This is a genomic window from Pseudomonas sp. PvP027 (assembly GCF_017833005.1).
Classification (GTDB): domain Bacteria; phylum Pseudomonadota; class Gammaproteobacteria; order Pseudomonadales; family Pseudomonadaceae; genus Aquipseudomonas; species Aquipseudomonas congelans.
This window is the reverse complement of sequence record NZ_JAFIBK010000001.1, coordinates 947,610-973,902: the sequence shown is the minus strand read 5'-3', so window position 1 is coordinate 973,902 and position 26,293 is coordinate 947,610. Positions and strand designations below refer to the sequence as shown.

The 26,293-nt window shown below is 58.4% G+C and carries 18 protein-coding genes; 11 read left to right on the top strand and 7 right to left on the bottom strand.

Annotation, left to right across the window (positions count from 1 at the left end):
* Positions 1–344: 344 nt before the first annotated feature.
* Entirely contained in the window at positions 345–632 is a 288-nt protein-coding gene (locus JOE33_RS03810; protein WP_010429350.1) for a GNAT family N-acetyltransferase, read from the top strand.
* An 85-nt stretch (positions 633–717) separates the two neighbouring features.
* Here the strand turns inward: JOE33_RS03810 and JOE33_RS03805 are convergent, their stop codons facing one another.
* Positions 718–1,794, bottom strand: a complete 1,077-nt coding sequence (locus JOE33_RS03805) for a 3-deoxy-7-phosphoheptulonate synthase (protein ID WP_003315709.1) — start codon at positions 1,792–1,794, stop codon at positions 718–720.
* 232 nt (positions 1,795–2,026) lie between these two features.
* Here JOE33_RS03805 and JOE33_RS03800 point away from each other — a divergent pair, with 232 nt between their 5' ends.
* From JOE33_RS03800 to cysB, 4 genes are all read left to right on the top strand, one after another.
* On the top strand, positions 2,027–2,998 hold the full coding sequence (locus tag JOE33_RS03800; RefSeq protein WP_010429352.1) for a putative 2-dehydropantoate 2-reductase: 972 nt from the start codon (positions 2,027–2,029) through the stop codon (positions 2,996–2,998).
* A 3-nt stretch (positions 2,999–3,001) separates the two neighbouring features.
* Complete coding sequence (locus JOE33_RS03795; RefSeq protein ID WP_003406772.1) at positions 3,002–3,922, top strand: 5'-nucleotidase; 921 nt, start codon at positions 3,002–3,004, stop codon at positions 3,920–3,922.
* A gap of 76 nt (positions 3,923–3,998) precedes the next feature.
* On the top strand, positions 3,999–4,493 hold the full coding sequence (locus JOE33_RS03790) for a universal stress protein (RefSeq protein WP_032614535.1): 495 nt from the start codon (positions 3,999–4,001) through the stop codon (positions 4,491–4,493).
* A gap of 151 nt (positions 4,494–4,644) precedes the next feature.
* A complete protein-coding gene (gene cysB / locus JOE33_RS03785; RefSeq protein ID WP_010429364.1) occupies positions 4,645–5,619 on the top strand; it encodes an HTH-type transcriptional regulator CysB in 975 nt (324 codons plus the stop codon).
* 78 nt (positions 5,620–5,697) lie between these two features.
* On the opposite strand, the gene JOE33_RS03780 is transcribed toward cysB, so the two are convergent.
* Positions 5,698–6,432, bottom strand: a complete 735-nt coding sequence (locus JOE33_RS03780; RefSeq protein ID WP_010429366.1) for a phosphoadenylyl-sulfate reductase — start codon at positions 6,430–6,432, stop codon at positions 5,698–5,700.
* A 139-nt stretch (positions 6,433–6,571) separates the two neighbouring features.
* On the opposite strand from JOE33_RS03780, the gene thrH reads away from it, so the two are divergent.
* The gene (gene thrH, locus JOE33_RS03775) at positions 6,572–7,189 is read left to right on the top strand and encodes a bifunctional phosphoserine phosphatase/homoserine phosphotransferase ThrH (protein ID WP_010429370.1); all 618 of its coding nucleotides are present in this window, start codon (positions 6,572–6,574) and stop codon (positions 7,187–7,189) included.
* A 32-nt stretch (positions 7,190–7,221) separates the two neighbouring features.
* Here the strand turns inward: thrH and pabB are convergent, their stop codons facing one another.
* From pabB to JOE33_RS03755, 4 genes are all read right to left on the bottom strand, one after another.
* The gene (gene pabB / locus JOE33_RS03770; RefSeq protein ID WP_122528657.1) at positions 7,222–8,565 is read right to left on the bottom strand and encodes an aminodeoxychorismate synthase component I; all 1,344 of its coding nucleotides are present in this window, start codon (positions 8,563–8,565) and stop codon (positions 7,222–7,224) included.
* 75 nt (positions 8,566–8,640) lie between these two features.
* The gene (locus JOE33_RS03765) at positions 8,641–9,618 is read right to left on the bottom strand and encodes an alpha-L-glutamate ligase-like protein (protein ID WP_162091523.1); all 978 of its coding nucleotides are present in this window, start codon (positions 9,616–9,618) and stop codon (positions 8,641–8,643) included.
* Entirely contained in the window at positions 9,618–11,153 is a 1,536-nt protein-coding gene (locus JOE33_RS03760) for an inactive transglutaminase family protein (protein ID WP_003416135.1), read from the bottom strand. Before JOE33_RS03760 ends, JOE33_RS03765 begins: the two co-directional genes overlap by 1 nt.
* A 4-nt stretch (positions 11,154–11,157) precedes the next feature.
* Positions 11,158–11,694, bottom strand: a complete 537-nt coding sequence (locus tag JOE33_RS03755; protein WP_003366834.1) for an ATP-dependent zinc protease — start codon at positions 11,692–11,694, stop codon at positions 11,158–11,160.
* A gap of 297 nt (positions 11,695–11,991) precedes the next feature.
* Here JOE33_RS03755 and JOE33_RS03750 point away from each other — a divergent pair, with 297 nt between their 5' ends.
* The 5 genes from JOE33_RS03750 (at position 11,992) to prpF (ending at position 18,866) form a co-directional block, all read left to right on the top strand.
* Complete coding sequence (locus JOE33_RS03750; protein ID WP_010429381.1) at positions 11,992–12,711, top strand: GntR family transcriptional regulator; 720 nt, start codon at positions 11,992–11,994, stop codon at positions 12,709–12,711.
* The gene (prpB, locus tag JOE33_RS03745) at positions 12,708–13,601 is read left to right on the top strand and encodes a methylisocitrate lyase (RefSeq protein ID WP_122528656.1); all 894 of its coding nucleotides are present in this window, start codon (positions 12,708–12,710) and stop codon (positions 13,599–13,601) included. Before JOE33_RS03750 ends, prpB begins: the two co-directional genes overlap by 4 nt.
* Before the next feature lie 155 nt (positions 13,602–13,756).
* Positions 13,757–14,884, top strand: a complete 1,128-nt coding sequence (gene prpC, locus JOE33_RS03740; protein WP_187625704.1) for a 2-methylcitrate synthase — start codon at positions 13,757–13,759, stop codon at positions 14,882–14,884.
* A gap of 69 nt (positions 14,885–14,953) precedes the next feature.
* On the top strand, positions 14,954–17,542 hold the full coding sequence (acnD, locus tag JOE33_RS03735; RefSeq protein WP_187625703.1) for a Fe/S-dependent 2-methylisocitrate dehydratase AcnD: 2,589 nt from the start codon (positions 14,954–14,956) through the stop codon (positions 17,540–17,542).
* Between the two features lie 136 nt (positions 17,543–17,678).
* On the top strand, positions 17,679–18,866 hold the full coding sequence (prpF, locus tag JOE33_RS03730) for a 2-methylaconitate cis-trans isomerase PrpF (protein ID WP_187625702.1): 1,188 nt from the start codon (positions 17,679–17,681) through the stop codon (positions 18,864–18,866).
* A 61-nt stretch (positions 18,867–18,927) separates the two neighbouring features.
* On the opposite strand, the gene JOE33_RS03725 is transcribed toward prpF, so the two are convergent.
* Positions 18,928–26,169, bottom strand: a complete 7,242-nt coding sequence (locus tag JOE33_RS03725; protein WP_187625727.1) for a hypothetical protein — start codon at positions 26,167–26,169, stop codon at positions 18,928–18,930.
* Between the last annotated feature and the right edge of the window lie 124 nt (positions 26,170–26,293).

The following is a 26,293-nucleotide window of genomic DNA, read 5'->3' as shown; positions in this document are numbered from 1 at the left end:
GCTAAAATTCCTCGCTTTGAAAGCGTTCCGCGTTACTTCTCAAGCGTTCTGTACAAAAACTATCCACTTTAACTGGACCCACGCCTTGCTGAAGCGTTCAGAACAGTTTGCGTGAGCCCTTGCCTGATGGACTGTCGGTCGGCACACGAGCATTTCCAGGTGTTTTTACATCGCCTGTGCTTGAGCATAGTTGGCAATGGCGCCTACTATCTCAACGTGATGTTCGTCGAGATCGGCAGTGCTCTACCGGTGTCGAAAACAGACACTGGGTGGCGTAGATGTTCCTTCGCCTGAAAAAGACCGGTAAGGTAGGGGTCAAATTCCAAGACCCGCGAGGAGTAGCGATGAGCGAGGCGTTGTCCATCCACCATGACGAAGTCGGCCACCATTTCGAAATTATTGTCGACGGCCACCGTGCCTACCTGACCTACATGGATCTCGGCAAGCAGACCCTGGATTTCTATCGGACTTTCGTGCCCGACGCCTTGCGGGGTCGCGGAATTGCCGCCGCCCTGACCAAGGAGGCGCTCGACTATGCCGACAGCATGGGCTATTCCGTCATACCGTCCTGCTCTTATGTCGAGCGCTACATGGAACTGCATGATCTGCAGTCTCAGGCCGCCAAACTCTGACGCTTTTTAACTACCAACAGTCAGCATGAAAAACGCCGAGCATCTGCTCGGCGTTTTCGTTATTGCGGTGCAGTCGGTCAGGCAATCACTTGCGCTTGCGAGCCGGCAGCACATCCTTGAGTTTCGCGTGCATGCTGCGCAGGGTCTTTTCAGTGCTTTCCCAATCGATGCAGGCATCGGTGATGGACACGCCGTACTGCAATTCCGACAGGTCCTTGGGAATCGCCTGGCAGCCCCAGTTCAAATGGCTCTCGACCATCAGGCCGATGATCGATTCGTTGCCTTCCAGGATCTGGTTGGCGACGTTCTCCATCACCAGCGGTTGCAGGGCCGGGTCCTTGTTGGAGTTAGCATGGCTGCAGTCGACCATGATGTTCGGGCGAATGCCGGACTTGTTCAGGGCCTGTTCGCAGAGCGCGACGCTGACCGAGTCATAGTTGGGCTTGCCGTTGCCGCCGCGCAGCACTACGTGGCCGTAGGCGTTGCCTTTGGTGGTCACGATCGACACGCCGCCTTCCTGGTTGATACCCAGGAAACGATGCGGGCTCGATACCGATTGCAAGGCGTTGATGGCAACCGTCAGGCCGCCGTCGGTGCCGTTCTTGAAACCGACTGCCGAGGAAAGGCCCGAGGCCATCTCGCGGTGAGTCTGGGATTCTGTGGTGCGCGCGCCGATGGCCGACCAACTGATCAGGTCCTGCAGATACTGCGGGGAGATCGGGTCCAGAGCTTCGGTGGCGGTGGGCAGACCCATCTCGGCCAGATCCAGCAGCAGCTGGCGACCGATATGCAGGCCATCCTGGATCTTGAACGAGTCATCCAGGTACGGGTCGTTGATCAGACCTTTCCAGCCTACCGTGGTGCGTGGCTTCTCGAAGTAGACGCGCATCACCAGATACAGCGTGTCAGACACTTCTGCCGCCAGCGCCTTGAGACGCTCGGCGTACTCCTTGGCTGCCTTCAGGTCGTGGATCGAGCACGGGCCGATCACAATGAACAGGCGGTGATCATGGCCATCGAGAATGTTGCGAATCACTTCGCGGCCTTGGCTGACGGTCTGCAGGGCAGCATCGGTCAGGGGGATGTCGCGCTTGAGCTGATCCGGAGTGATCAGAGTCTCGTTGGAGGCAACGTTGAGGTCGTCAATCGGTAAATCAGCCATCGTGTTACTCATCAGGTCGCGGGTACTGGCCGCCAACGGTCCCCCGTGCGGCGGTGCCCAGCAGGTTTGAGCGCAGCGGGGAGCCGAACCTTAGCGCGTTATCGCGTTGTTCGACAATAAGTAAACGAGCTATCGGCTGGTCGCTGGCCGAGATGTGCTGCCTTATTGCAAGACAATCCGCTGCGACGGATAGTGTACGGCCGCAAATAGCGAGACAGTCAAGGGAGAGGTCATGAGTGTTGATTTCCGTCGTCCGCGCGTCGGCATCATCGGTACGGGTGCCATCGGTGGCTTTTACGGATTGATGCTGGCGCGTGCCGGATACGATGTGCATTTTCTGCTGCGCAGCGAGTTTGACACGGTGGCGCGCGAAGGTTTGCAGGTCAAAAGCGCTGTGCATGGCGAGCTGTCCCTCAAGCCCGTTCAGGCCTATCGTTCGGCGGCTGAAATGCCGCCTTGTGACTGGCTGCTGGTCGGCACCAAGAGCACCGGCAATGCCGCGCTCGGTCCGATCATTCTCCAGGCGGCTGCACCGGACGCCAGCGTGCTGCTGTTGCAGAACGGTCTGGCTGTCGAAGACCAGCTGCGTAACGTCCTGCCCGACAGCTTGCACATACTCGGCGGGCTGTGTTTCGTCTGCGTCAATCGGGTTGCGCCCGGCGTCGTCGCCCATGAAGCCTTCGGCGCGGTCAGCATCGGCTATCACAGCGGGCCGGCGGACAACGAGGCGCGCCGCATGGCGATCGTCGAAGCCTGTGCAGCCCTGTTCAAGACGGCCGGCATCGACGCCCCGGTCATGGCCAATCTGCAGCAGGCCCGCTGGCAGAAGCTGGTCTGGAATGTGCCCTACAACGGGTTGTCGGCTTTGTTGCAGACCAGTACCGGCCGATTGATGGCCGACCCTGACAGCCAGGCCTTGATCCGGGCGCTGATGGACGAGGTTGTGCAGGGCGCCGAGGCCTGTGGCCATATCTTGCCGCCGGGTTTCGCGCAGCATCTGTTTGCAGTGACCGAAAGCATGCCGGATTACAGGCCCAGCATGTACCACGACCTGGCCGAAAAACGCCCGCTGGAGCTGGAGGCCATTTATGCCCGGCCCCTCGCAGCGGCGCTTGCCGCCGGGTTTGACATGCCTCGCGTACGGGCGCTTTATCAGGCACTGGCGTTCGTCGATCGGGGTAATCGCCCGGCAAGCAAGGAGTGATTCATGACAGAAGCTGAAGACCACAAGCTGGTACTGGCGATTTCATCGCGCGCACTGTTCGATCTGCGCGACAGTCATGAGGTGTACATGGCCGATGGGGTCGAGGCCTACCGCAAGTATCAGATTGAACATGAGGATGAGATTCTTGCGCAGGGCGATGCTTTTCCGCTGGTTGAAAAACTGCTGAGCCTCAATGCCAGCCTGGAAAAGGCGCGCGTCGAAGTGGTGCTGGTGTCGCGCAACAGTGCCGATACCGGGCTGCGGGTCTTCAACTCGATTCAGCATTATGGCCTCGACATCAGCCGCGCCGCCTTTGCCGGCGGGCGCAGTCCTTACCCTTATCTCGCAGCGTTTGGCTGTCACCTGTTTCTTTCGACGCATGCCGAGGATGTGCGCAGCGCCCTGGATGCCGGTTTTGCAGCGGCGACCATACTTTCGGGCGGCGCCCGGCGTGCAGCCAGCGCCGAGTTGCGGATCGCCTTCGATGGCGACGCGGTGTTGTTTTCCGACGAGTCCGAGCGGGTGTACCAGAGCGGCGGACTGGCGGCCTTTCAGGCCAGCGAACGTGAGTGGGCCCGCGAGCCATTGCGCGGCGGGCCCTTCAAGCCGTTTCTCGCCGCGCTCAATCAACTGCAGCGCGAGTTTCCCGACGCGAGTTGCCCGATTCGCACCGCGCTGGTCACGGCTCGCTCGGCGCCTGCCCATGAGCGCGTGATCCGTACCTTGCGCGAATGGGACATTCGCCTGGACGAGTCGCTGTTTCTCGGTGGTTTGCAAAAGTCGGCCTTCCTTGAGGCGTTTGCCGCCGATGTGTTTTTCGACGATCAACCCGGCCACTGCGAGAAAGCGCGTGACGTGGTGGCGACGGGGCACGTTCCGCACGGTATCAGCAACGAAATAGTGCCGCTTGCCGACGGAGGCTGAGAAGTCCGCCGTCGCAGCCGATGATGCGCTGCTACGCTGAGTCAATCTCCGCCATTCCGGTTGTATGGGAGGTTGCATGGTTCGTTCGATGCTGTATGCCGCAGACCTCGGTCTGTATGCGCCTTATGTAACGCAGCACGCGCTGGCGCTGGCTCGAACATTCAACGCCGAGCTTTATGTCATCCATGTTGTCGAGCCTCTGGGCCTGTTTGCCGAGTCGGTGCTGCAGAGTTACCTGGGCGATGAAGCGCTGGAAGAACTTCACGGTAAAGGTGTGAATGCATTTTTGAGTGGGATAGAGCAACGAATGCTCGACGGGTTTCGTGAAGAACTGGGGGAAGGGCACTCGGACCTTTCTCTGATTCGTACGGTGCGTGTCGTTCAGGGCGAGCCAGCCAGCGTGATTCTCGAACAGGCGCACAAGCTGAACGTGGATTTGCTTGTGGTTGGCAGTCACAGTCGCGGGATGGAAGAGGGCACCTCGATAGGCCGGACGGCTGCACGGGTCCTGCAGTTTTCCGACGTGCCGGTTTACATGGTTCCGATGATGTTGAAAAAGGGGCGGGGGTAAGGGGGAAGGTTCAATTGGTGGTTTTAATGAAATCGAGCGTGCGATCGCCTTACAAAGGTGATAAAAAGTTCTAGAATTATTCGTCTCACCATTAATCCAGTTATATACCGTCGCCGATACCCATAGGGTTTATCTGCTTTGAGGGATACATATGAAGCTCCAACAACTGCGCTACATTTGGGAAGTGGCGCACCACGACCTCAACGTTTCCGCGACGGCCCAGAGCCTTTACACCTCCCAGCCCGGCATCAGCAAGCAGATCCGTCTGCTTGAAGACGAACTGGGCGTCGAGGTTTTCGCCCGCAGCGGCAAGCACCTGACGCGTGTGACACCTGCAGGCGAGCGCATTATCACGACTGCGGGCGAGATCCTGCGCAAGGTCGAGAGCATCAAGCAGATTGCCCAGGAGTTCTCCAACGAGAAAAAAGGCACGCTGTCTATCGCCACCACTCACACCCAGGCGCGCTACGCCTTGCCGCCGGTGATCAGCAACTTCATCAAGCAATACCCTGATGTCGCGCTGCACATGCACCAGGGCTCGCCGATGCAGATCGCCGAAATGGCCGCTGACGGGACGGTTGATTTCGCCATTGCCACCGAGGCCCTCGAGCAGTTCAGTGATCTGGTGATGATGCCGTGCTATCGCTGGAACCGTTGCATTGTCGTGCCGCAGGGTCACCCGCTGACCAAGGCGCCGAAGCTGACGCTGGAACTGCTGGCCGAATACCCGATCGTGACTTACGTCTTCGGCTTCACCGGCCGTTCCAAGCTGGACGAGGCGTTCAGTCATCGCGGGCTGGTGCCCAAGGTCGTGTTCACGGCGGCGGATGCCGACGTGATCAAGACTTACGTCAGGCTGAACCTGGGCGTCGGCATCGTGGCAAGAATGGCGATAGACGAAACAGTGGACAGCGACCTGGTGGTGCTCGATGCCAGTGATCTGTTCGAGTCCAGCGTTACAAAAATCGCTTTCCGTCGCGGCACCTTCCTGCGTGGCTTCATGTGCGATTTCATCGAGAAATTTGCGCCGCACCTGACCCGCGAAGTCATGGCCAAGGCGATTCAGTGCCATAACAAACAGGAAATGGAAGAGCTGTTTGCCAACGTCGAGTTGCCGGTGCACTAGTAGCAGTTGCAGACTATCAGTCAGAGCCGTACGCGCTTTGACTTTTAGCCTGCAATTAGAGGCTTGCCTCTAGCGGGTTCAGTTGCGTGCTATCAGGTTGCCCGCATGCAGTCCGCATTCCTTCTGCGTGGCTTCTTCCCACCACCAGCGACCCTCGCGCTCGTGCTGGTTCGGCAATACCGGGCGGGTGCAGGGTTCGCAGCCGATGCTGATGAAACCGCGCTCGTGCAGGCTGTTGTAGGGCAGCTCCAGCATGCGGATGTAGCCCCAGATTTCCTCGCTGCTCATCTGTGCCAACGGATTGAATTTGTACAGCGTGCGCTCGGCTGTCGAAAAGGCGCTGTCGATTTCCACTGCGGCAACCGCGCTGCGAGTGCCGGGGCTCTGATCACGGCGTTGGCCGGTTGCCCAGGCGCTGACGCCGGACAGTTTGCGCCGCAGTGGCTCGATCTTGCGGATGCCGCAGCATTCGCCATGGCCGTCCCGGTAAAAGCTGAACAGGCCCTTTTCCTTGACGAAAGGTTCGAGCTTGCTGTGATCGGGCGAAACGATCTCGATCTCGATCTTGTAGTGCTCGCGGACCTGCTCGATGAAACGATAGGTTTCCGCATGCAGGCGCCCTGTGTCCAGACTGAAGACCTTGACGTTCTTGTTCAGCTTCCAGGCCATGTCGACCAGAACCACGTCCTCGGCACCGCTGAAAGAGATCCACAGTTCGTCGCCGAAATGTTCGAAGGCCAGTTTCAGAATGTCTTGTGCAGATTTGTTCGCATAGGTCGTCGCCAGTTCAGCGACGTCGAAAGGTTGGCTCATCAGGCGGCTTCCTAAAATGCAAGAGTGGCGCTTAAGCGCTCGTGATGGCGGCAATGGTAACAAAATCCGCTGTTCAGTGGCCGTTGCCAGCGGCTAGAGTGCCGCTTCCGTTGCAAGTGAATGGTCTGAGGAGTGAGCTGTGGAAATTGCCTGTCTGGACCTGGAGGGTGTGCTGGTCCCGGAAATCTGGATCGCCTTTGCCGAAAAAACCGGTATCGAATCGCTGCGTGCAACCACGCGTGATATTCCCGATTACGACGTGCTGATGAAGCAGCGCCTGCGCATTCTTGATGAGCATGGTCTGAAACTGGCGGATATTCAGGAAGTGATCGGCACCCTCAAACCGCTGGAGGGCGCTGTGGAATTCGTCGACTGGCTGCGTGAGCGGTTTCAGGTGGTGATTCTCTCGGACACCTTCTACGAGTTCTCTCAGCCATTGATGCGGCAACTGGGTTTTCCGACCCTGCTGTGTCATCGCCTGATCACTGACGAGACCGACCGGGTGGTCAGTTACCAGCTGCGCCAGAAAGACCCCAAGCGTCAGTCGGTGCTGGCCTTCAAGAGCCTGTATTACCGGATCATCGCTGCCGGCGATTCGTACAACGACACCACCATGCTGGGCGAGGCCGATGCCGGCATCCTGTTCCACGCTCCCGACAACGTGATCCGCGAATTCCCGCAGTTTCCGGCGGTGCACACTTTTGATGACCTGAAGAAAGAGTTCATCAAGGCCTCGAATCGGGATCTGGTGCTTTAGGCGCAGCGGTTAGCTCCCTCAGAAGCTCGATCTCAGAGCGCCTCAAGCGTCTCCAGCAGCACGCGAACCTTGGTGAAGGTTTCCTGATATTCGGCTTCGCAGTCGGAATCGGCGACGATGCCGCCACCGCCCCAGCAGGAAATCTGTCGGTCCTTGACCAGCAGGCTGCGGATGGCGATCGAGCTGTCCATTTCGCCGCGCACGTCCAGATACATCAAGGAGCCGCAATACAGGCTGCGCCGGGTCGGTTCCAGTTCGTCGATGATCTGCATGGCGCGGATCTTCGGCGCGCCGGTGATGGAACCGCCGGGGAAGCTGCCGCCGATCAGGTCCAGTGCATCGTTGCCAGCGGCCAGCTCTCCGGTCACGCTGCTCACCAGATGGTGCACGTTGGGGTAGCTTTCGAGGCTGAACAGCTCGGGGACTTTCACCGAGCCGATGCGGCAACTGCGGCCCAGGTCGTTGCGCAGCAGGTCGACGATCATCAGGTTCTCTGCGCGGTCCTTGTCGCTGGCCAGCAGTTCGCTGGCGAAAACGGCATCCTGCGCCGGGTCCGCGCTGCGTGGCCGCGTGCCTTTGATCGGGCGGGTTTCGACCTGCCGGTCGCTGACCCGTACGAAGCGCTCTGGCGAAAGACTCAGAATCGCATCGGCTCCCGGCAGGCTAAGGTAGCCCGCGAACGGCGTCGGGCAAGCTGCTCGCAACGCGCAATAAGCGGCCCAGGGATCACCCACGCACTGCGCCTGAAAGCGTTGTGCGAAGTTCACCTGGTAACAATCACCGGCCTGGATGTAGGCCTGAATACGTTCGAAGGCCTGGCGATAGCTATCCGCGCTGATGCTGGCCTGGAACGGCTGGCTGAGGCGGAATTCCGTGTGCGGCTCAGGGATATCGACAGAGAACAGCTCAATCAGCCGTTTGCGCTCGCTTGAGGCCAGGGACGGGTGAAAAATCAGTTGGCTGGTCTGCTCCTGATGATCACTGATCAGCGCCCAGGCGTAGAGCCCCAGACGGGCCTCAGGCAGTTGCAGGTCGTCAATGGCCTGATCCGGCAAAGGCTCCAGGCGTCGACCAAACTCATAACTCAGATAACCGATCAGGCCGCCAGCGAAGGGCAGCTCGCATCCGTCAGGCAGCTGTGCCGTGCCCAGCGCCTTGAGACTGTCGCGCAAGCGCTGGAGATAGGCGGCCCCGTCCTCGCCATCGGCAATGCCCAGTTCCTGTAGCGGCCATGCACTGAGCAGGTCATGTCGGCCGCGCACGGCTGCCGGCCTGCCGCTGTCGAGCAGCACCGCCCCCGGCGCTTCGCGGATTCGCGCAAAGAACGCGATCGGGTCGGCGCTGTAGGGCAGGGGATGTAGCGAGCAGATCGGCATCGTCGAATATCGGTCTTGGAAACGCGGCTGGCGATTGTAGCCTTGCCGATGCGGCAGTCCTAGCGGTATGTCGGTTCAGACGCCGGGCACGTGACCGAACAGGTCCTGGACAAAGCTGACCCGTTCCTGCGCCGATTCCTGACGTCCTTCGAGAGCCAGTTGCTCCAGACGTGCCTCGACGGCCTGAGTGCGATGGGTCAGGCCACTGTCATTGGCAATCTGAATGTTCAGGCCGGGACGGGCGTTTAGCTCCAGAATCAACGGGCCTTTGTCCTGGTCCAGAACCATGTCGACGCCGATGTAGCCCAGGCCGCACAACTCGTAGCATTCGGCGGCAAGCTTCATGAAGCCGTCCCAGTTGGGCAATTGCACGCCATCCACCGAGTGGGTGGTGTCCGGGTGCTTGCTGATGATGTTGTTCAGCCAGGTGCCTTGCAGGGTAACGCCGGTGGCCAGGTCCACACCCACGCCAATGGCGCCCTGGTGGAGGTTGGCCTTGCCGCCTGATTGGCGGGTAGGCAAGCGCAGCATGGCCATTACCGGATAGCCCATCAGCACGATGATGCGGATGTCCGGTACGCCCTCGTAGCTGATGCTTTTGAAGATCGGGTCCGGCACGACCCGGTACTCGATCAGTGCGCGGTCGCGGTGGCCACCCAGCGAATAAAGGCCAGTGAGGATGCTGGACACCTGGTGCTCGATTTCCGAGTGGCTGATGATGCGTCCCGAGACGGTGCGAAAGCGCTCCTCGAAACGGTCGGCGATCACCAGAATGCCATCGCCGCCTGCGCCCTGTGCGGGTTTGATCACGAAGTCGCTGTGCGCGCCGATGATCTCGTCGAGCCTGTCGATTTCCTTTTCCGTGGAAATCACGCCGTACATCTCCGGCACGTGAATGCCTGCGGCGATGGCCCGCTCCTTGGTGATGATCTTGTCATCGACGACCGGATAGAGGCTGCGCTTGTTGTACTTGAGCACGTAGTCGGCGTTACGTCGATTGATGCCCATGATGCCGCGGGCCTCGAGCGCCTTCCAGGTTTTCCACCAGCCGATCACTTGGCCTTTTCCTCTTTCAGGAATGCCTTGAAGCGCACCAGTTCGGTCAGTCGGTAGCCACGGTATCTGCCCATCGCCAGCATGAAGCCGACCAGCACCAGCAGCACTGCCGGGAAGGTAAAGACGAAATAGGTCAGTTCCGGCACGCTCATGATCAGGTGCGCCAGCGACGCGGCGAACAGCGTACCGATGGCGACCTTCATGGCATGGCTGCCGCCACGCTCTTCCCAGGTGATCGACAGGCGTTCGATGGTCATGGTCAGAATCACCATCGGGAACAGCGCAACAGACAGCCCGCGTTCCAGCCCGAGCTTGTGGCTGAACAGGCTGATGGCGGCGATCAGCACCACGACGAAGGTCAGTACCACCGACAGGCGCGGCAGCATTTGCAGTTTCAGGTGCTCCAGATACGAGCGCAGCGACAAGCCCAGCGCGGTGATCACGGTAAACAGTGCGATGCCGAAGCCCAGTTGCGTTTCCCTGAAGGCCAACGCAATCAGTACGGGGGTGAAGGTGCCCAGTGTCTGCAGGCCGATCAGGTTGCGCAGGATCAGGATGACCAGTACGCCAATCGGGATCATGACCATGATCATGAAGGTCTGCTGGGTCTGCAGCGGCAAGCCATATAGCGAATAGGCCAGGAAGTCCGAATCGGTGCTGGCGTCGGTCAGTTTGGCGAGACGCATTGCGTTCATTTCACTGTTGTTGAGGCTGAACGTGACTTGCACCTTCTTGCCACCTTCGACGCTGACCAGACCTTCTTCGCCTGTCCACCAGAGCAGGCGATCGTCCGGCAGGCCGGCTTCGCCGGTGTCGGGATTGAAGTACAGCCATTCCTTGCCGTTGAAGCTGCGCAGCCAGAGCTCCGGTGTCTGCTGCTCGGCATCCAGGCGAATGGTGTGGGCTTTTTCCAGCGGTACGTGGGCTATCGACAGCAGCAGCTCGGTGACCCGGGCCTTGTTGGACGCCGAGTTATCGCCGGCCAGCAGCAATTTGACGTTATCGTCGTTCAGGTTGTTGACGCGCTTGATGGCCTCGGTGATGAACGTCTCGACGTCCGCAGAATGCTGGCGAATGGGCGCCAGCAGCGCTTCCGCCGCTATCTTTTCCGGGCCTTCGACGGTCATGCTGTCGCGAAAGATAGGCCCTTTGACCTTGGGTTTCTCACCGCTGTAACGCTTGGTCAGCACCAGTCTGTAGTAGAGGGTTTGATTGCCGGTGGCGCGACGGGCCGACCAGGTGACCTTGCGGTTGCCGTCTGCGCGGTTGACGCTGACGCCGTAATTGTTCGAGATGAAGCTTTCATTGAGGCTGATGTAGTCGTGGGCCAGCGGCGGCACGAACATCTGCACCTTCACCGAATCCTTGGGATTGGCGACGAACTCGACTTTGGCGTCGATATTCCACAGATCATCGGTTTCGTCTTCGCTGACGGGTATGCCGAGCGCCAGGATCTGATAGGCCGTGATCGCGATGCCGAGGGTCACCAAGGCAGTGATCAGGATCTTCAGATGGAGTGTAAGAGAGCGCATGGATTTACTCTGCGTTTTGAGCGACGGAAGCGCAGCCGGGCTTCCCTGCCGCATATTTAAGACTTGGATCGACCAGCGCATCAAAGCGTTTCAAGGCTTCGGAGCCGATCAAAAGCGGGTATTGGAAAGCACTTCGGTCAGTCAAGTTCACTTCTATGGTGCGTAAAGATTCGCCCATGCAGATATCGAGGCTGATCACCGGGCGTGACGAATACCGATTGTCGTCATCCGGGTCGAGATCGTCGGCACGCCGCTTGATCTTGCTGACCCGCGCCAGAGGGCGCTCGATGGGGTGTACATGCTTGCTGTCGCTGGCCAGATAAAAGCGCACCCAGCTTTCGCCATCGCGCTTGAAATGTTTTATGTCGCGGGCGCTCAGGGAGGCGGTCTTGGCGCCGGTGTCGAGCTTGGCGGCGATCTCGATATCGATTTCGATCAGCCTGGCGTATTCGTTGAGGCCATAGACTGTCTTGTTGGCGGCCAGGGTCAGGCCGGGCAAAAACAGAAGGCTGAGCAGTGTGGGGAGGGTAGTCAGTCTCATAAATCCTGGCGCGATGAGCGAACAACTTCAGGGTCAGGGCGCAAATGGAATTGACCTGATGATGGTAGGGCAGGCGGTTCGCAGTCGCTGGCTCCGCTGCGGAGCGCGCTGTACGGACGCGACGCATTCTAGCATGAAGCCCTGCGGCTGCCAGTGATCAACCTGCGCAGCTGTTCAGGTTGCTGTGTCGAACAGAGGTTGTTCGCGCTGGCTGATTGTCGACAATTCAGGGTTTGGCTTTGACGGATCGATCAAATTTGACTAGATTTGAGCGCATATAGTCATGAGGTGTCGACAATGCTGAATGTGGTCGAAAAGACAATGATGGTTGCCGACGACTCGGAAACCCTCTCCGAGAACGTTTTCCGACGCATTCAATCCGCCATCGTCAAAGGCGAGATTGCCCCCGGCAGCAAGATTTCCGAGCCGGAACTGGCCCGCACCTATGGCATCAGTCGCGGGCCGCTGCGTGAGGCGATTCACCGGCTCGAAGGGCAGCGACTGGTGGTTCGTGTGCCGCATGTGGGCGCCCGGGTGGTGTCGCTCAGTCATGCCGAACTGATCGAACTCTATGAAATTCGCGAGTCTCTGGAGGGGATGGCCTGCCGTCTGGCCGCCGAACGCATGACCCAGGCCGAAATCGACGAGCTGCGCGGCGTGCTGGATACCCACGAGCGCGATGCCGCCTTTCAGGCAGGGATTGGCTATTACCAGCAAGAGGGTGATTTCGACTTTCACTACCGCATCATCCAGGGCAGCGGCAATCGCACCCTCAGCCAGATGCTCTGCGGCGAGCTTTACCAACTGGTGCGCATGTACCGCATTCAGTATTCCACCACGCCCAACCGGCCGCGCCAGGCCTTTGCCGAGCATCACCGCATTCTCGACGCCATCGCCGACCGCGACGGCGAGCTGGCTGAATTGTTGATGCGCCGCCATATCGGCGCGTCCAGACGCAACATCGAGCGCCACTATCAGGCGGCTTCCCAGACGACTTCCGACCGAGGTAAACAATGAGTCATAACAACAGCACTCCCGGCCAGCGTTTCCGCGATGCAGTCTCCAGTGAACAGCCGCTGCAGGTGGTCGGCGCGATCAATGCCAATCACGCACTGCTCGCCAGGCGTGCCGGGTTCAAGGCCATTTATCTGTCTGGCGGCGGAGTCGCTGCGGGGTCACTGGGCATTCCGGACCTGGGGATCACCGGTCTTGAAGACGTGCTGATCGATGTGCGACGCATCACCGACGTCTGCGATCTGCCGTTGCTGGTGGACGTCGACACCGGTTTCGGTTCTTCCGCTTTTAATGTGGCGCGTACCGTGCGCTCGATGATCAAGGCCGGGGCTGCGGCGATTCACATCGAGGACCAGGTCGGCGCCAAGCGTTGTGGGCATCGTCCCAACAAGGAAATTGTCTCCCAACAGGAAATGGTCGACCGTATCAAGGCTGCCGTGGATGCCCGGACTGACGACAGCTTCGTGATCATGGCGCGTACCGATGCGCTGGCGGTTGAAGGGCTGGAGTCGGCGCTGGAGCGTGCCGCTGCCTGTATTGAAGCCGGCGCGGACATGGTCTTCCCCGAGGCCATCACCGAACTGGCGATGTACAAGCAATTCGCCAACCGTGCAGGCGTGCCGATCCTCGCCAACATTACCGAGTTCGGCGCCACACCGTTGTTTACGGTCGATGAGCTGCGCGAGGCGGACGTCTCGCTGGTGCTGTATCCGCTTTCCGCATTCCGCGCGATGAACAAGGCGGCGGAAAATGTCTATGGCGCCATCCGCCGTGACGGCAGCCAGAAAAACGTGATCGACAGCATGCAGACGCGCATGGAGCTGTATGACGCAATCGATTACCACACATTCGAACAGAAGCTGGATGCGCTGTTTGCGCAGAAGAAAAGGTGATGCCTGAGAAATACAGGGCTTCTGGCCGCAGGCCGTAGGAGCGAACCGGGCGACGCTTCGCTTGTTCGCGAAAGGGCCGGTATATTCTCCGAAGATGTACCGTCTGAACCACAGTCTTCGCGCCCCATCACACAAAAACAAAATTGGAGAAAACCATGGCTGAAGCAAAAGTATTGAGTGGTGCCGGACTGCGTGGGCAGGTTGCCGGGCAGACGGCGTTGTCTACTGTGGGAATGGCCGGTGCCGGGCTGACCTATCGCGGCTATGACGTGCGTGACATGGCCGCCGAGGCGCGTTTTGAAGAAGTTGCCTATTTGCTGCTGTACGGCGAACTGCCCAATCAGACCGAGTTGTCTGCCTATATGGACAAACTCAAGCGCCTGCGCGATCTGCCGCAGGCCTTGAAGGAAGTGCTGGAGCGCATACCCGCCGACACTCACCCGATGGATGTCATGCGCACCGGTGCCTCCATGCTCGGCACCCTAGAACCCGAGCGCAGCTTCGATCAGCAGCGCGACTCAACCGACCGCCTGCTCGCGGCGTTCCCGGCGATCATGTGCTACTGGTATCGCTTCAGTCACGACGGCAAGCGTATCGACTGCACCTCGGCCGAAGACTCCATCGGCGGGCATTTTCTGCACCTGCTGCTGGACAAGGCGCCCAGCGAACTGCACCGCAAGGTCATGGACGTCTCGCTGATTCTGTACGCCGAACACGAATTCAACGCCTCGACCTTCACTGCCCGCGTCTGCGCCTCGACCCTGTCGGATCTGTATTCCTGCGTCACGGCAGCCATCGGCACCTTGCGCGGCCCGCTGCACGGCGGTGCCAACGAGGCTGCAATGGAAATGATTCAGCGCTTCGCCTCGGCTGAAGAGGCCACCAAGGGCACGCTGGGCATGCTGGAGCGCAAGGAAAAGATCATGGGCTTTGGCCATGCGATCTACAAGGAATCCGACCCGCGCAACGAGGTGATCAAGGGCTGGTCGAAGAAACTTGCCGACGAAGTGGGCGATACTGTGCTGTTCCCGGTCTCCGAGGCCATCGACAAGGTCATGTGGGAGCAGAAGAAACTGTTCCCCAACGCGGACTTCTATCACGCGTCGGCTTATCACTTCATGGGCATCCCGACCAAGCTGTTTACGCCGATCTTCGTCTGCTCACGCCTGACCGGCTGGGCCGCTCACGTTTTCGAACAGCGCGCCAACAACCGCATCATTCGCCCGAGCGCCGAATACATCGGCGTCGGACAGCGCGCGTTCGTACCCCTGGAACAGCGCTGAAAAGGGGGCAGGGGAGCCGCCGATGAGCTCCCCACCCGTATTCCGAACACTCCGTGATCGAGTCCCGCAATGAACAGTGAATTTCGCAAACCGCTTCCTGGCACCCGACTGGATTACTTCGACGCTCGGGCAGCCGTCGAGGCGCTCAAGCCCGGTGCCTATGCCACGCTGCCCTACACCTCGCGGGTGCTGGCCGAAAACCTGGTGCGCCGTTGTGATCCGGCGACCTTGAATGCCTCGTTGACCCAGCTCATCGAGCGCAAGCGTGATCTGGATTTTCCCTGGTTCCCGGCACGCGTGGTCTGCCACGACATTCTGGGTCAGACCGCGCTGGTCGACCTTGCCGGGCTGCGCGACGCGATCGCTTCGCAGGGCGGCGATCCTGCGCTGGTCAACCCGGTGGTGCCGGTGCAACTGATCGTCGACCACTCGCTGGCAGTGGAGTCCGACGGTAATGACCCGCAGGCGTTCGCAAAGAACCGCGCCATCGAAGACCGCCGCAACGAAGACCGTTTTCATTTCATTGACTGGACCAAACAGGCGTTCAAGAACGTCGAAGTGATCCCGCCCGGCAACGGCATCATGCACCAGATCAATCTGGAGAAAATGTCGCCGGTGGTGCAGGTACTCGACGGCGTAGCCTTCCCCGACACACTGGTGGGCACGGACAGCCACACGCCACATGTCGACGCGCTGGGCGTGATTGCCATCGGCGTGGGTGGGCTCGAGGCCGAAAACGTCATGCTCGGGCGCGCTTCGTGGATGCGCCTGCCGGACATCATCGGCGTCGAACTTACCGGACGCCATCAGCCAGGCATTACCGCCACCGATCTGGTGCTCGCGCTGACCGAATACCTGCGCCAACAGAAGGTGGTCGGCGCCTATCTGGAGTTTTACGGCGCAGGTGCGTCGAGTCTGACCCTGGGCGACCGGGCGACGATCTCCAACATGGCGCCTGAATACGGCGCGACGGCGGCGATGTTTTCGATTGATTCGCAAACCATCGACTACCTGCGTTTGACAGGCCGGGAGGACGAGCAGGTCAAGCTGGTCGAGCTGTACGCGCGGCACACCGGTCTTTGGTCGGACAGCCTGAGTGAGGTGCACTACCAGCGTGTGCTGAGTTTCGATCTGTCCAGCGTGGTGCGCAACATGGCCGGACCCTCCAACCCCCATGCGCGGGTCGCTACCGCCGATCTGGCGGCCAGAGGGATTGCCGGGCAATGGCACGAAGTGCCGGGGCAGATGCCCGACGGCGCGGTGATCATCGCTGCGATCACCAGTTGCACCAACACCAGCAACCCGCGCAACGTCATTGCCGCCGGTCTGCTGGCACGCAATGCCAACCGCCTGGGGCTGCTGCGCAAACCCTGGGTCAAGTCATCGCTGGCACCCGGCTCGAAAACCGTAGCGCTGTACCTGGATGCCGCCGGGCTGACGTCAGAGCTGGAGCAACTGGGTTTCGGCGTGGTGGCGTTTGCCTGCACCACCTGTAACGGCATGTCCGGATCGCTTGATCCGCTGATCCAGCAGGAAATCATCGACCGTGATTTGTACGCCACGGCAGTCCTGTCCGGTAACCGCAATTTCGACGGGCGCATTCATCCTTACGCCAAGCAGGCCTTTCTGGCCTCACCGCCACTGGTAGTGGCTTACGCGATTGCCGGGACCATTCGTTTTGACATTGAAAATGATGTGCTGGGTATTGCCGATGGCAAGGAAATCCGCCTCAAGGACATCTGGCCCAGCGACGAAGAGATCGACGCAGTGGTGCAGGCGTCGGTCAAGCCAGAGCAGTTTCGTCAGGTCTATATCCCGATGTTTGCCATCGAAGAACACACCGGGCCGAAGGTCGAGCCGCTGTACGACTGGCGTCCGATGAGTACCTACATCCGCCGCCCGCCCTACTGGGAAGGCGCGCTGGCCGGAGAGCGTACGCTCAAGGGCATGCGGGCACTGGCCGTGCTGCCGGACAACATCACCACCGATCACCTGTCGCCGTCCAACGCGATCATGCTCGACAGTGCGGCGGGCGAGTACCTGGCGAAAATGGGCCTGCCGGAGGAAGACTTCAACTCCTACGCAACCCATCGGGGCGACCACCTGACCGCTCAGCGCGCGACCTTTGCCAACCCGCAACTGGTCAACGAGATGGCGGTGGTCGATGGCAAGGTCAGAAAAGGCTCGCTGACCCGCATCGAACCCGAAGGCGTGGTCACGCGCATGTGGGAAGCCATCGAAACCTACATGGCGCGCAAGCAACCGTTGATCATCATTGCCGGCGCCGACTATGGACAGGGCTCGTCCCGTGACTGGGCGGCCAAAGGCGTCAGGCTGGCGGGCGTCGAAGCGATTGCTGCAGAAGGGTTCGAGCGTATTCATCGCACCAACCTGGTCGGCATGGGCGTGCTGCCGCTGGAGTTCAAGCCTGGCACCAGTCGTCTGACCCTGGGTATCGACGGCAGCGAAACCTTCGATGTGATCGGCCAGCGCACACCGCGCGCGACCTTGACGCTGGTGATTCAGCGCCGTAACGGCGAGCGCGTCGAGGTGCCGGTGACCTGCCGTCTGGACACCGCCGAAGAACTCTCTATTTATGAGGCGGGCGGCGTGTTGCAGCGCTTTGCCCAGGACTTTCTGGAGGCTACTGCATCATAGCTACGCTGGAGCGTGAGGAACGATAAGCGTGCGCAAGAGCACTATCGTGCCCATGCTCCGCGTGGGCATGCAGTTCTGGACGCTCTGCGTCCGATTTTGAGCGCGCAGCGCGCTCTTTGAACAGGACAACGAATTCATGGCTCATTCAGCACAGATCCGTATCCCCGCCACCTATATGCGTGGCGGCACCAGCAAGGGTGTTTTCTTCAGGCTGACGGATCTGCCCGAAGCTGCACAGATTCCGGGCCATGCGCGAGATGCGTTGCTGCTGCGAGTCATCGGCAGCCCCGACCCCTACGAAAAACAGATCGACGGCATGGGCGGTGCGACGTCGAGTACCAGCAAGAGCGTGATTGTGTCGCGCAGCAGCAGGCCCGAGCACGATGTCGATTACCTGTTTGGCCAGGTGTCCATCGACAAGCCATTTGTCGACTGGAGCGGCAATTGCGGCAACCTGTCAGCGGCCGTGGGGCCGTTCGCGATTACGAGTGGTCTGCTCGACCCTGGCCGTGTTCCGCAGGACGGCGTCGCGGTGGTGCGTATCTGGCAGGCCAATATCGGCAAGACCATCATCGCCCACGTGCCGATCAGCAAAGGCGCGGTGCAGGAAACCGGCGATTTCGAGCTGGATGGCGTGACCTTCCCGGCGGCGGAAGTACAGCTTGAGTTTCTGGACCCGGCGGCGGACGAAGAGGGCGCGGGCGGCTCGATGTTTCCCACCGGCAATCTGGTGGATGATCTTGAGGTGCCCGGCATCGGCACCTTGAAGGTGACCATGATCAATGCCGGCATCCCGACGATTTTCGTCAACGCCGCCGACATCGGCTATACCGGCACTGAGCTGCAGGGCGATATCAACAGTGATCCGCAGGCGCTGGCCCGTCTGGAAGCCATTCGCGCCTACGGTGCTGTACGCATGGGCCTGATCGGCAACATCGATGAAGCTGCCGCACGCCAGCACACGCCCAAGGTGGCTTTTGTCGCTGCGCCCGCCGATTACGTGGCGTCGAGTGGCAAGCCTGTGGCTGCGCAGGATATCGACCTGCTGGTACGCGCCGTGTCGATGGGCAAGCTGCACCATGCGATGATGGGTACTGCTGCAGTGGCAATCGGCACTGCGGCGGCCATTCCCGGAACGCTGGTGAATCTGGCAGCGGGTGGCGATGCACGCAGAGCAGTCCGTTTTGGTCATCCATCGGGCACGCTGCGCGTGGGTGCTCAGGCCCTTGAGGAGGGCGGCGAATGGACCGTCACCAAGGCGATCATGAGCCGCAGCGCGCGCGTTTTGATGGAGGGGTGGGTTCGAGTGCCGGAAGGCGTATAGCAACAAGCGGGATACGCTTGATCGAGTGTTGCGCCTGCCAGGCAGGCGCAACATCTCAGGTTTATTGCAGTGGTTGGAAATAGCCGTAGGAACTCTTGCCGTCCATGCTGCCCCAGTCGGTGACTCGAACCTTGATGAAGCCATCGTTGTACGCCTCATTAAAGCTGGGAATGACGTGAGGCACGATGATGTCCTGCATTATTGTTACGTAGGTTATGCCCTGATCGAAGGTTCCGTCCGGATTACCCGTCAGGGAGAATTGCGAGCCCTTTTTGGCCCTGACGATAGTTGCAGATTTTATTTCATCGTTGTCACAGCCATACGGATTATTGCCTGCTCCCATCTTGAACTGGTCATGTTTGGCGAATGGAACCGTGCAGACAGTGTTTTCGGTTGCGCCATTGCCTTCATGGAAAACGATTTCCGCGCCCGAAAAATCGCTATCAGCAGGTGAAGCCCCAACGACGATACGGGAGACTTTGCCGTCTATACCGTTGTTGCGCAACGCAGTCACAGTCACTTGATCATTTGAGAAGCTGCGTTCGAGCGAGTGGATCGTCACAAACGCATTGATCGGCATGGTTTTCTTGACGTCTATGTAGACAAAATCGTCTGATTTTTTGCCATCCGGCGAGTCATACAGCGTGATGCGTGTGCCGCGGGCAACGCCGGCCAGTTGCACAGATCTGACTTCATCGTTTTCACAGCCATGCGCTGGCAGTCTGAAGCTGTAATCGTGCAGGGACGGCAGTACGCAAACGGTATCCCCACTACGATCGGCGTTTGCTTTTTCATACAAGTAAATGCCTCCCTGGCTCAGCGCCGCAGCGTAAGGAATGGTATCGCCCGTCTGGTTGTAATCCACGGCGATGTAGTTGGGGTACTTGTTAGCCTTGGGCATACAGTTGTCCAGCACGCGACGCTGCAGCCAGGTCAGGTTGTTGTCGACGTCACCGGCGTGAGCCGCACTGCTGGCGAATGAGTGAATTTGATTCATGACAAACAACGGCGGCCAGCCCTTTGAGCTGGGTGCCTGCACTGTTTCCAGAGGATGACCCATGTCTCGGGTTTCGCAGGCCCAGTCGTGGTTCGTGACAAGTCCCAGATTGTAGGTGTTTTCGACCGCTATATCGGTGTTCTTGAGGATTCGCACATCAAGGCCGTTAATCTCGAGCTTGCCGGTCAATTCGGTCTGGTCGGCAAGTATGATGACACGTTTGTTTTTCCGGATAATGTCGCCAAGTATAGGCCACCGAGCAGTGGAGTAATCGGCCGTGTCGAACACCATTGACAGAAACTCGGGGGATACCTGTTCCAACTCGTGTTCGAACAGCTCTCGCTCCACCTGTGACTCCAGCATAAGCGTGATGACGGCTGACGGATTGGCCTTCAGAAACGGTAGATAGACGTCGTTTAGAGTCTTGACTAACTCGTCATTCAAACTATTTACCTGATAACAGTCGTCCTCATCCCACCCATGGCAGAGTTTTATAAAAGGCGTTCCGTCATCGCGGGTTCGTGGATACAAATCCAGCATGAAGCCTCTTATGCCTCGCTCCAACTGCTCCTTGATGCTGTTGAGGTAGGCGTTGTGTGCCGTTGCCCATGTGTATTGGTTGAAGGGGCGGGAAAAATCGTTGATACCCGGCGCTGTCTGTTCCCAATCGGCGAAAAGTGTCCACCAGGCGTTGCTGGTACTTCCGCTGGGGTAATACCAATAGTGCGCGCTTGGGAGGCCTGCGACTTGAGCTGTATAAAAATAAGTTCGGTCAGGCTGTATGTACCGGTGTATGGCACCCGGCCAGGTCACCTCATCCCAATCCTTCGGATCGGCCAGCGTGCCTGCGTGGATACCTTTGTCTATCCAGTACTCATTGCTCGAGTTGTCAGCTGGGAGTGGCCATCCAGCATCAGCGGGTTTACCGTCCTTTCGGGCTTCGTAATAGTGCTGACCCCCTGCATTGGCTAGCAAGGTGATAGCACCCGGCCACACCTGTTCAGTACTGGTTCTCGGGCTGTCGAATGTACCGTAGTGCTTGCCGGCATAGATCCAATGATCGTTATCGACCTCTCCCACAGGAAAATACCAGTTATGCGCGGGGGCAGTGCCCGTGAACTTCGCGGTATAAAAGTAAGGAATCCTATCTCTCAGGATCACGTGCTGCGCGCCTGGCGACGTTGGCTCGGTCCAATCTCGCGGGTCAATAAAGGTACCTGCATGACTTCCGCCAGCGAAGGTCCAGTTTGCGTCGTCACTCGCTGTGAGCGGGTAGTGCCAGGCATGTTGTGATGGCACGCCTTCATTTTTTGATGCAAACAACACACGCAGATTGTTCACTGTCGAAAAATGCAAAGCGCCAGGCCAGGTAAATTCGTCCCAGTCCTTGGCATCATAGGCCATGCCCGAGTGGCGACCGGTGCCTCTGTAGGTCCAATGCTCATTGCTGGCCTCGCCCGCCGGGTAATCCCATCCGTCTTCTGAGGGCAAACCCTCGGTAATCGATGTGTAGTAGAAGTACGTGCCTGCCTGATCCAGGTGTAGATGGACCTCGCCCGGCCAGGTTGGCTCGCTCAATGATTTGGGGTCCGCAGCCGTACCCGCATGTGTTGCTGATGCGATATAAATCCAGTTGTTGTTGCTGACGGCTCCTTCCGGATATACCCAACCCTGTTGCGATGGAATGCCATCATTGCGGCTCTTGTAGTAGTTGCGCACATTCTCGACTTGGCTCATGTGAATAACACCCGGCCAGGTAGGCTCGTCCAGCTCCTTGGGGTCGGCGTAGGTGCCTTGATGTTTTTGCGACGCTAGATAAGTCCAGTATTGGTTGTCAGTCGCGCCCACAGGGTAGGTCCAGTTCTCTTTTGATGGCGTACCGTTTCCCCTGGCTGCGTAAAAGCGGCGCACACCATCGCCTGAATAGGCATGAATTGCACCCGGCCATGTAATATCCTCCCAGTCTTTGGGCGCACCATACGTGCCTGGATTTTTACTTTCGGCGATGAATGTCCAATGGTTATTGGAGATGCCGGTTGTCGGGTAATACCAATGCTTTTCGGAGGGCACTCCGGTGGCTTTCGCCGCAAACAGGAAAACATCATCTGCGTGCTCGTAGCGATGGATCCTGCCTTTCCAGGTGAGATCGTCCCAGTCTTTCGGATCTTTTTCGGTTCCTTCGTGTTTGCTCATAGCGATGAAAGAAAAAAACTTGGTGCTCTGAGCAAAGTGGGGAACGCTGGCGCCCAAATCAGCGGGCAGGCCCTGCATCAGCGATGAGAAATACAGGCTCGCTCCCGTCCCATCGACCGTCCTGTGAATGGCTCCGACGCGGGTCACATCGTCATCGGCTTCCTTGGGCTCATCAAAGGTGCCTTGATACTTCTCCGTTCTTGCAAACAACCAGTGTTCATTGTCGACAGCTTCCGAAGGGTAGCCCCAGCCCATTCTTGAGGGCACGCCTTGTTTACGTGCTATGAAATACAGATGTCCTGCCTTGGAGAAATGGTCATGAATAGCGCCCGGCCAGGTCATGTCATCCCAAGGTTTGGGGTCTCCATACGTGCCACGGTGTAGACCGATACCGATATGAGTCCAGTCTTCGTTGCTGGTATTGCCCTTGGGATACTCCCAGCCCTGTTGCGAAGGAGGCACTCCCCAGAAAGTGGAGGAGAGAAACCTCAAGCGTCCGCGTTCCTCGACCATATGAATCGCGCCTGGCCAGGTGAAATTGTGCTCTGTATTTGGGTTGGTGAAGGTGCCTTGGTGTTCTCTGGTGCCAATGTATTTCCAGGCTTCGCTGTCCTGACCCTTTGGGGGGAAGGGGCGGCCATAGTCCATTCCTTCAACCTTTGAAACGAAGAAGTTTTCAGGCTCTAGTCCTGATGTGCGCGAGGCATGAACGGCACCCGGCCAAGTGACTTCGATATCATCTTTGGGAGACTGAAATGTCCCGGCTTTTCGTGAGACACCCAGATATGTCCATTGCTTGTCACTGTGCAGGCCGTCTTGCGGGTAATCAATGCCGAGCGTGACTGCTGTCCCCAAGAATGTCGACCTATAGTAAACAGACAACGGGGTTGAGCCTTCGAAATACCCGTCCCGCTTGTGGACAGCGCCCGGCCAGGTCAGGTCTTCGAGCGTTTTGGGGTCCGCATAAATGCCTGCATGCCTGCTTTCACCTTTGTACGTCCAGTTCACAGTGTCGGCTTTTATGTCGTCCACCGAATCATAGCGCTCCGATGGAAACCCCTCGAAATGTGCCTCGTAATACACTTTGCGATCCGGCAGGTTGAACGCATGGATTTGTCCTGGCCACGTCGGATCATGCCAGCCTTTAGGGTGCTCCAGAGTGCCGAGACTTTGATCAATAGGACCGACATAACTAAAGAACTCGTTGCTTTCGGCCGTTTCAGGTGCAGTGGGGTTGACTGCCGAATTCAGACCTTCAAATCGGGAAATAAAGTAAGTGGGCTGGCCGTCGATGGGGAAGTTATAAACGGCACCAATCCAGGACAGATTTCTTGGGTCCAGCCCCTGTGCGGGATACTCGAACGTTGCCTTCGTCCGGTTGTTAATATATTTCCAGTACTCTGTATCGTCCCTGTATAGCGGGTCAGGGCGGGTCCATGTTGTCGATACCGTGCCATCCTGCTGTGGTGTGTAGTGGGCATCCAGGCCTTCAGCCATGCGGAACACATGAATGGCACCTTTCCAGGTGAAGTCCGCGATGGTTTCGTCGCCTTTTGGGTCGCTGTACGTGCCGAGATGCGCGGTGCCAGCCAGATATGTCCAGCCTTCCTCACTCGCGGTGCCAGTGGGCAAAGGTTTATTGCATGTAACTCCGTCGCTTTCTTCGTCGGTTTTGAAAAAAGCGTACGTCTCTTTACCTGATTGATCCGGATTGATTTCGATTCGGTTAATGGCCCCTCGGTAGGTCGCTTCGCAGTTAATCTTCGGATCTGCGTAAGTCCCTGCATGGACGCCCCGATAGATCCATAAATCATTCTTGATGGCTTGAGTGGGCGTGCCGGGAAAATCCTCGTAATCATCTGGCAGGGGGGGGAATACATGTTCCTGATCAGCCGGGTATCCGATAAATCTTGACGAGTAAAGACGCCGCTGGCCTGTTGAATCAAGAGTAGCGTAAATGGTTTCGGTGTTATCACTGCGCTCATCGATGTGCTTGGGGTCATCGTAAGATCCATCATGAACACCCATGTTGCGTTCCGCTATATATGTCCAGTGAGCGGTATCTTCTCGCGTATGGGGGCGCGGTGCCGTCCACGCGGGCGACACCGTACCCTCCTGCTTTGATGCGTAGAGCGCCTCGGCACCATTCGCCATGTTGAAAAGATGGATGGCACCTTTCCAGGTGAAGTCCGCGATGGTTTCGTCGCCTTTGGGGTCGCTGGATGTGCCGAGATGGAAGGTGCTCGCCAGATATGTCCAGCCTTCCTCGCTCGCGGGGCCAGAGGGTAAAGGTGTCCAGCATGTATCGCCATAGCCTTCGTAGTCGGTCCTGAAAAAAGCGTACCTCTCTTTGCCTGATTGGACTGGATTGATTTCGATTCGGTTGATGGCACCAAGGTAGGTGGCTTCGCAGTTAATCTTCGGGTCTGCGTAAGTCCCTTTATGAACGCCTCGGTATACCCAGAAATCATTTTTGACGGCGGGTAGGGTCGTTTTGGAAAAGTCATCGTAGTCATCGGGCAACGGTGGGAACCCCAGCTCCCTGTCAGCCGGATAACCGATAAATCTCGACGAGTAAAAACGCCGCTGGCCTGTTGAATCAAGGGTAGCGTAAATGGAGTCAACGCTATTACTGCGCTCATCAATAGGCTTGGGGTCCTCGTAAGTTCCAGCATGAACGCCCTTGTTGCGGTCTGTTACATATGCCCAGTAAGCGGTATCTTCTCGCGTTTCAGGGGCTGGTGCCGTCCAGGCGGGCGACACTGTACCCTCTTGTTTTGATGCGTAGAACGCCTCAGCGCCATTAGCCATGTTGAAAAGATGGATGGCACCTTTCCATGTAAAATCCGCCGCCGTCTGGTCACCTTTAGGCCTATCAAAAGTGCCTGGTGTGTCAGTGGATGCCAGGAGCCTCCAGTCGGAGTCGGAGAAGGGGATGGTATGTGACCCGCCGTTGATACATGTCCTTCCGTCCTCTTCAAGCAGAGTGCTATAAAAAGCTGACACTCCGTCAGTCTGGATGACTTTATTGATGGCGCCCTGGTAGGTGGCTTCGCACGCGATTTTAGGGTCCGCGTACGTTCCCGCATGGGTGCCTCGGTATACCCAGAAATCATTTTTGACGGCTGGAATGGTCGTTCTTGAAAAGTCCACATAGCCGTCTGGCAAAGGCGGGAACCCCAGTTCCCTATCACCCGGATAACCGATAAAACTCGACGAGTAAAAACGCCGCCGGCCTGTTGAATCAAGGGTAGTGTAAATGGAGCCAACGGCATGACTGCGCTCGTTGAAGTGCTTAGGGTCTTCGTAGGTTCCAGCATGAGCGTCGTCAGCGCGGTCTGCTATGTATTTCCAGTAATCGTTATCTTCTCGTTTTCGGGAATCGGGTGCAGTCCAGGCGGGAGACACATTGCCGTCCTGCTTTGACGAGTAGAACGCCTCGGCGCCGTTGGACATCTTGAAAAGATGGACGGCACCTTTCCATGTGAGATCCGCCACCGTCTGGTCGCCTTTAGGGGCCTCAAAAGTGCCGGGCGTATGAGTTGATCCGATGTATGCCCAGTCAGTGTTGGACCCTGGGGTAGCAGGCAGCCCGGAGGTGATGCATGTCCTGCCGTTCTCTTCACGCCGTGTGCTATAAAAAGCTAACCATCCGTTAGTCTCGGTAACTTTATTGATGGCGCCCATGTAGGTGGCTTCGCATGCGATTTTAGGGTCTGCGTAAGTTCCCGCATGAGTACCTCGATAGACCCAGGACTCGTTCTGGACGGCCGGGATGGAGTAAGTTGGAAAATCCGAGTAGCCATCAGGTAAGGGTGGAAGTTCATGTTCAGCCGGTGCACCGACAAATCGGGACTCGTAAAAACGCCGCCGGCCGGTAGAGTCGATGAGCGCGTAAATGAGACCAGCAGCGGAGCTGTCGTCTTTCAGTTGCAGCGGATTTTCATAGGTGCCGGCCTGGTGCTTTGCGGCGCCCTTCATAACCATCTGCGCAGAGTGACCTGCTTGCTGCGTGTTGTTCTTGAGATTCGACGCCGGTGGTGCGCTCCCGGCGTATGCAGGGTTTAGCAGTGCTAGCGCGAAGGCCGTTGGCAATAAGGCTGTGAGGTTCATGTTTCATCGTCCCTGATGACTGTTTGCATCGCACATGGCGAGTGGTATTGCTGCCTGTATCGATCCGTCCCCACGCCGTGCTGGCGTCAAGGGGTGTCGGGATCATCTTTAAGCAAGCAGGGAC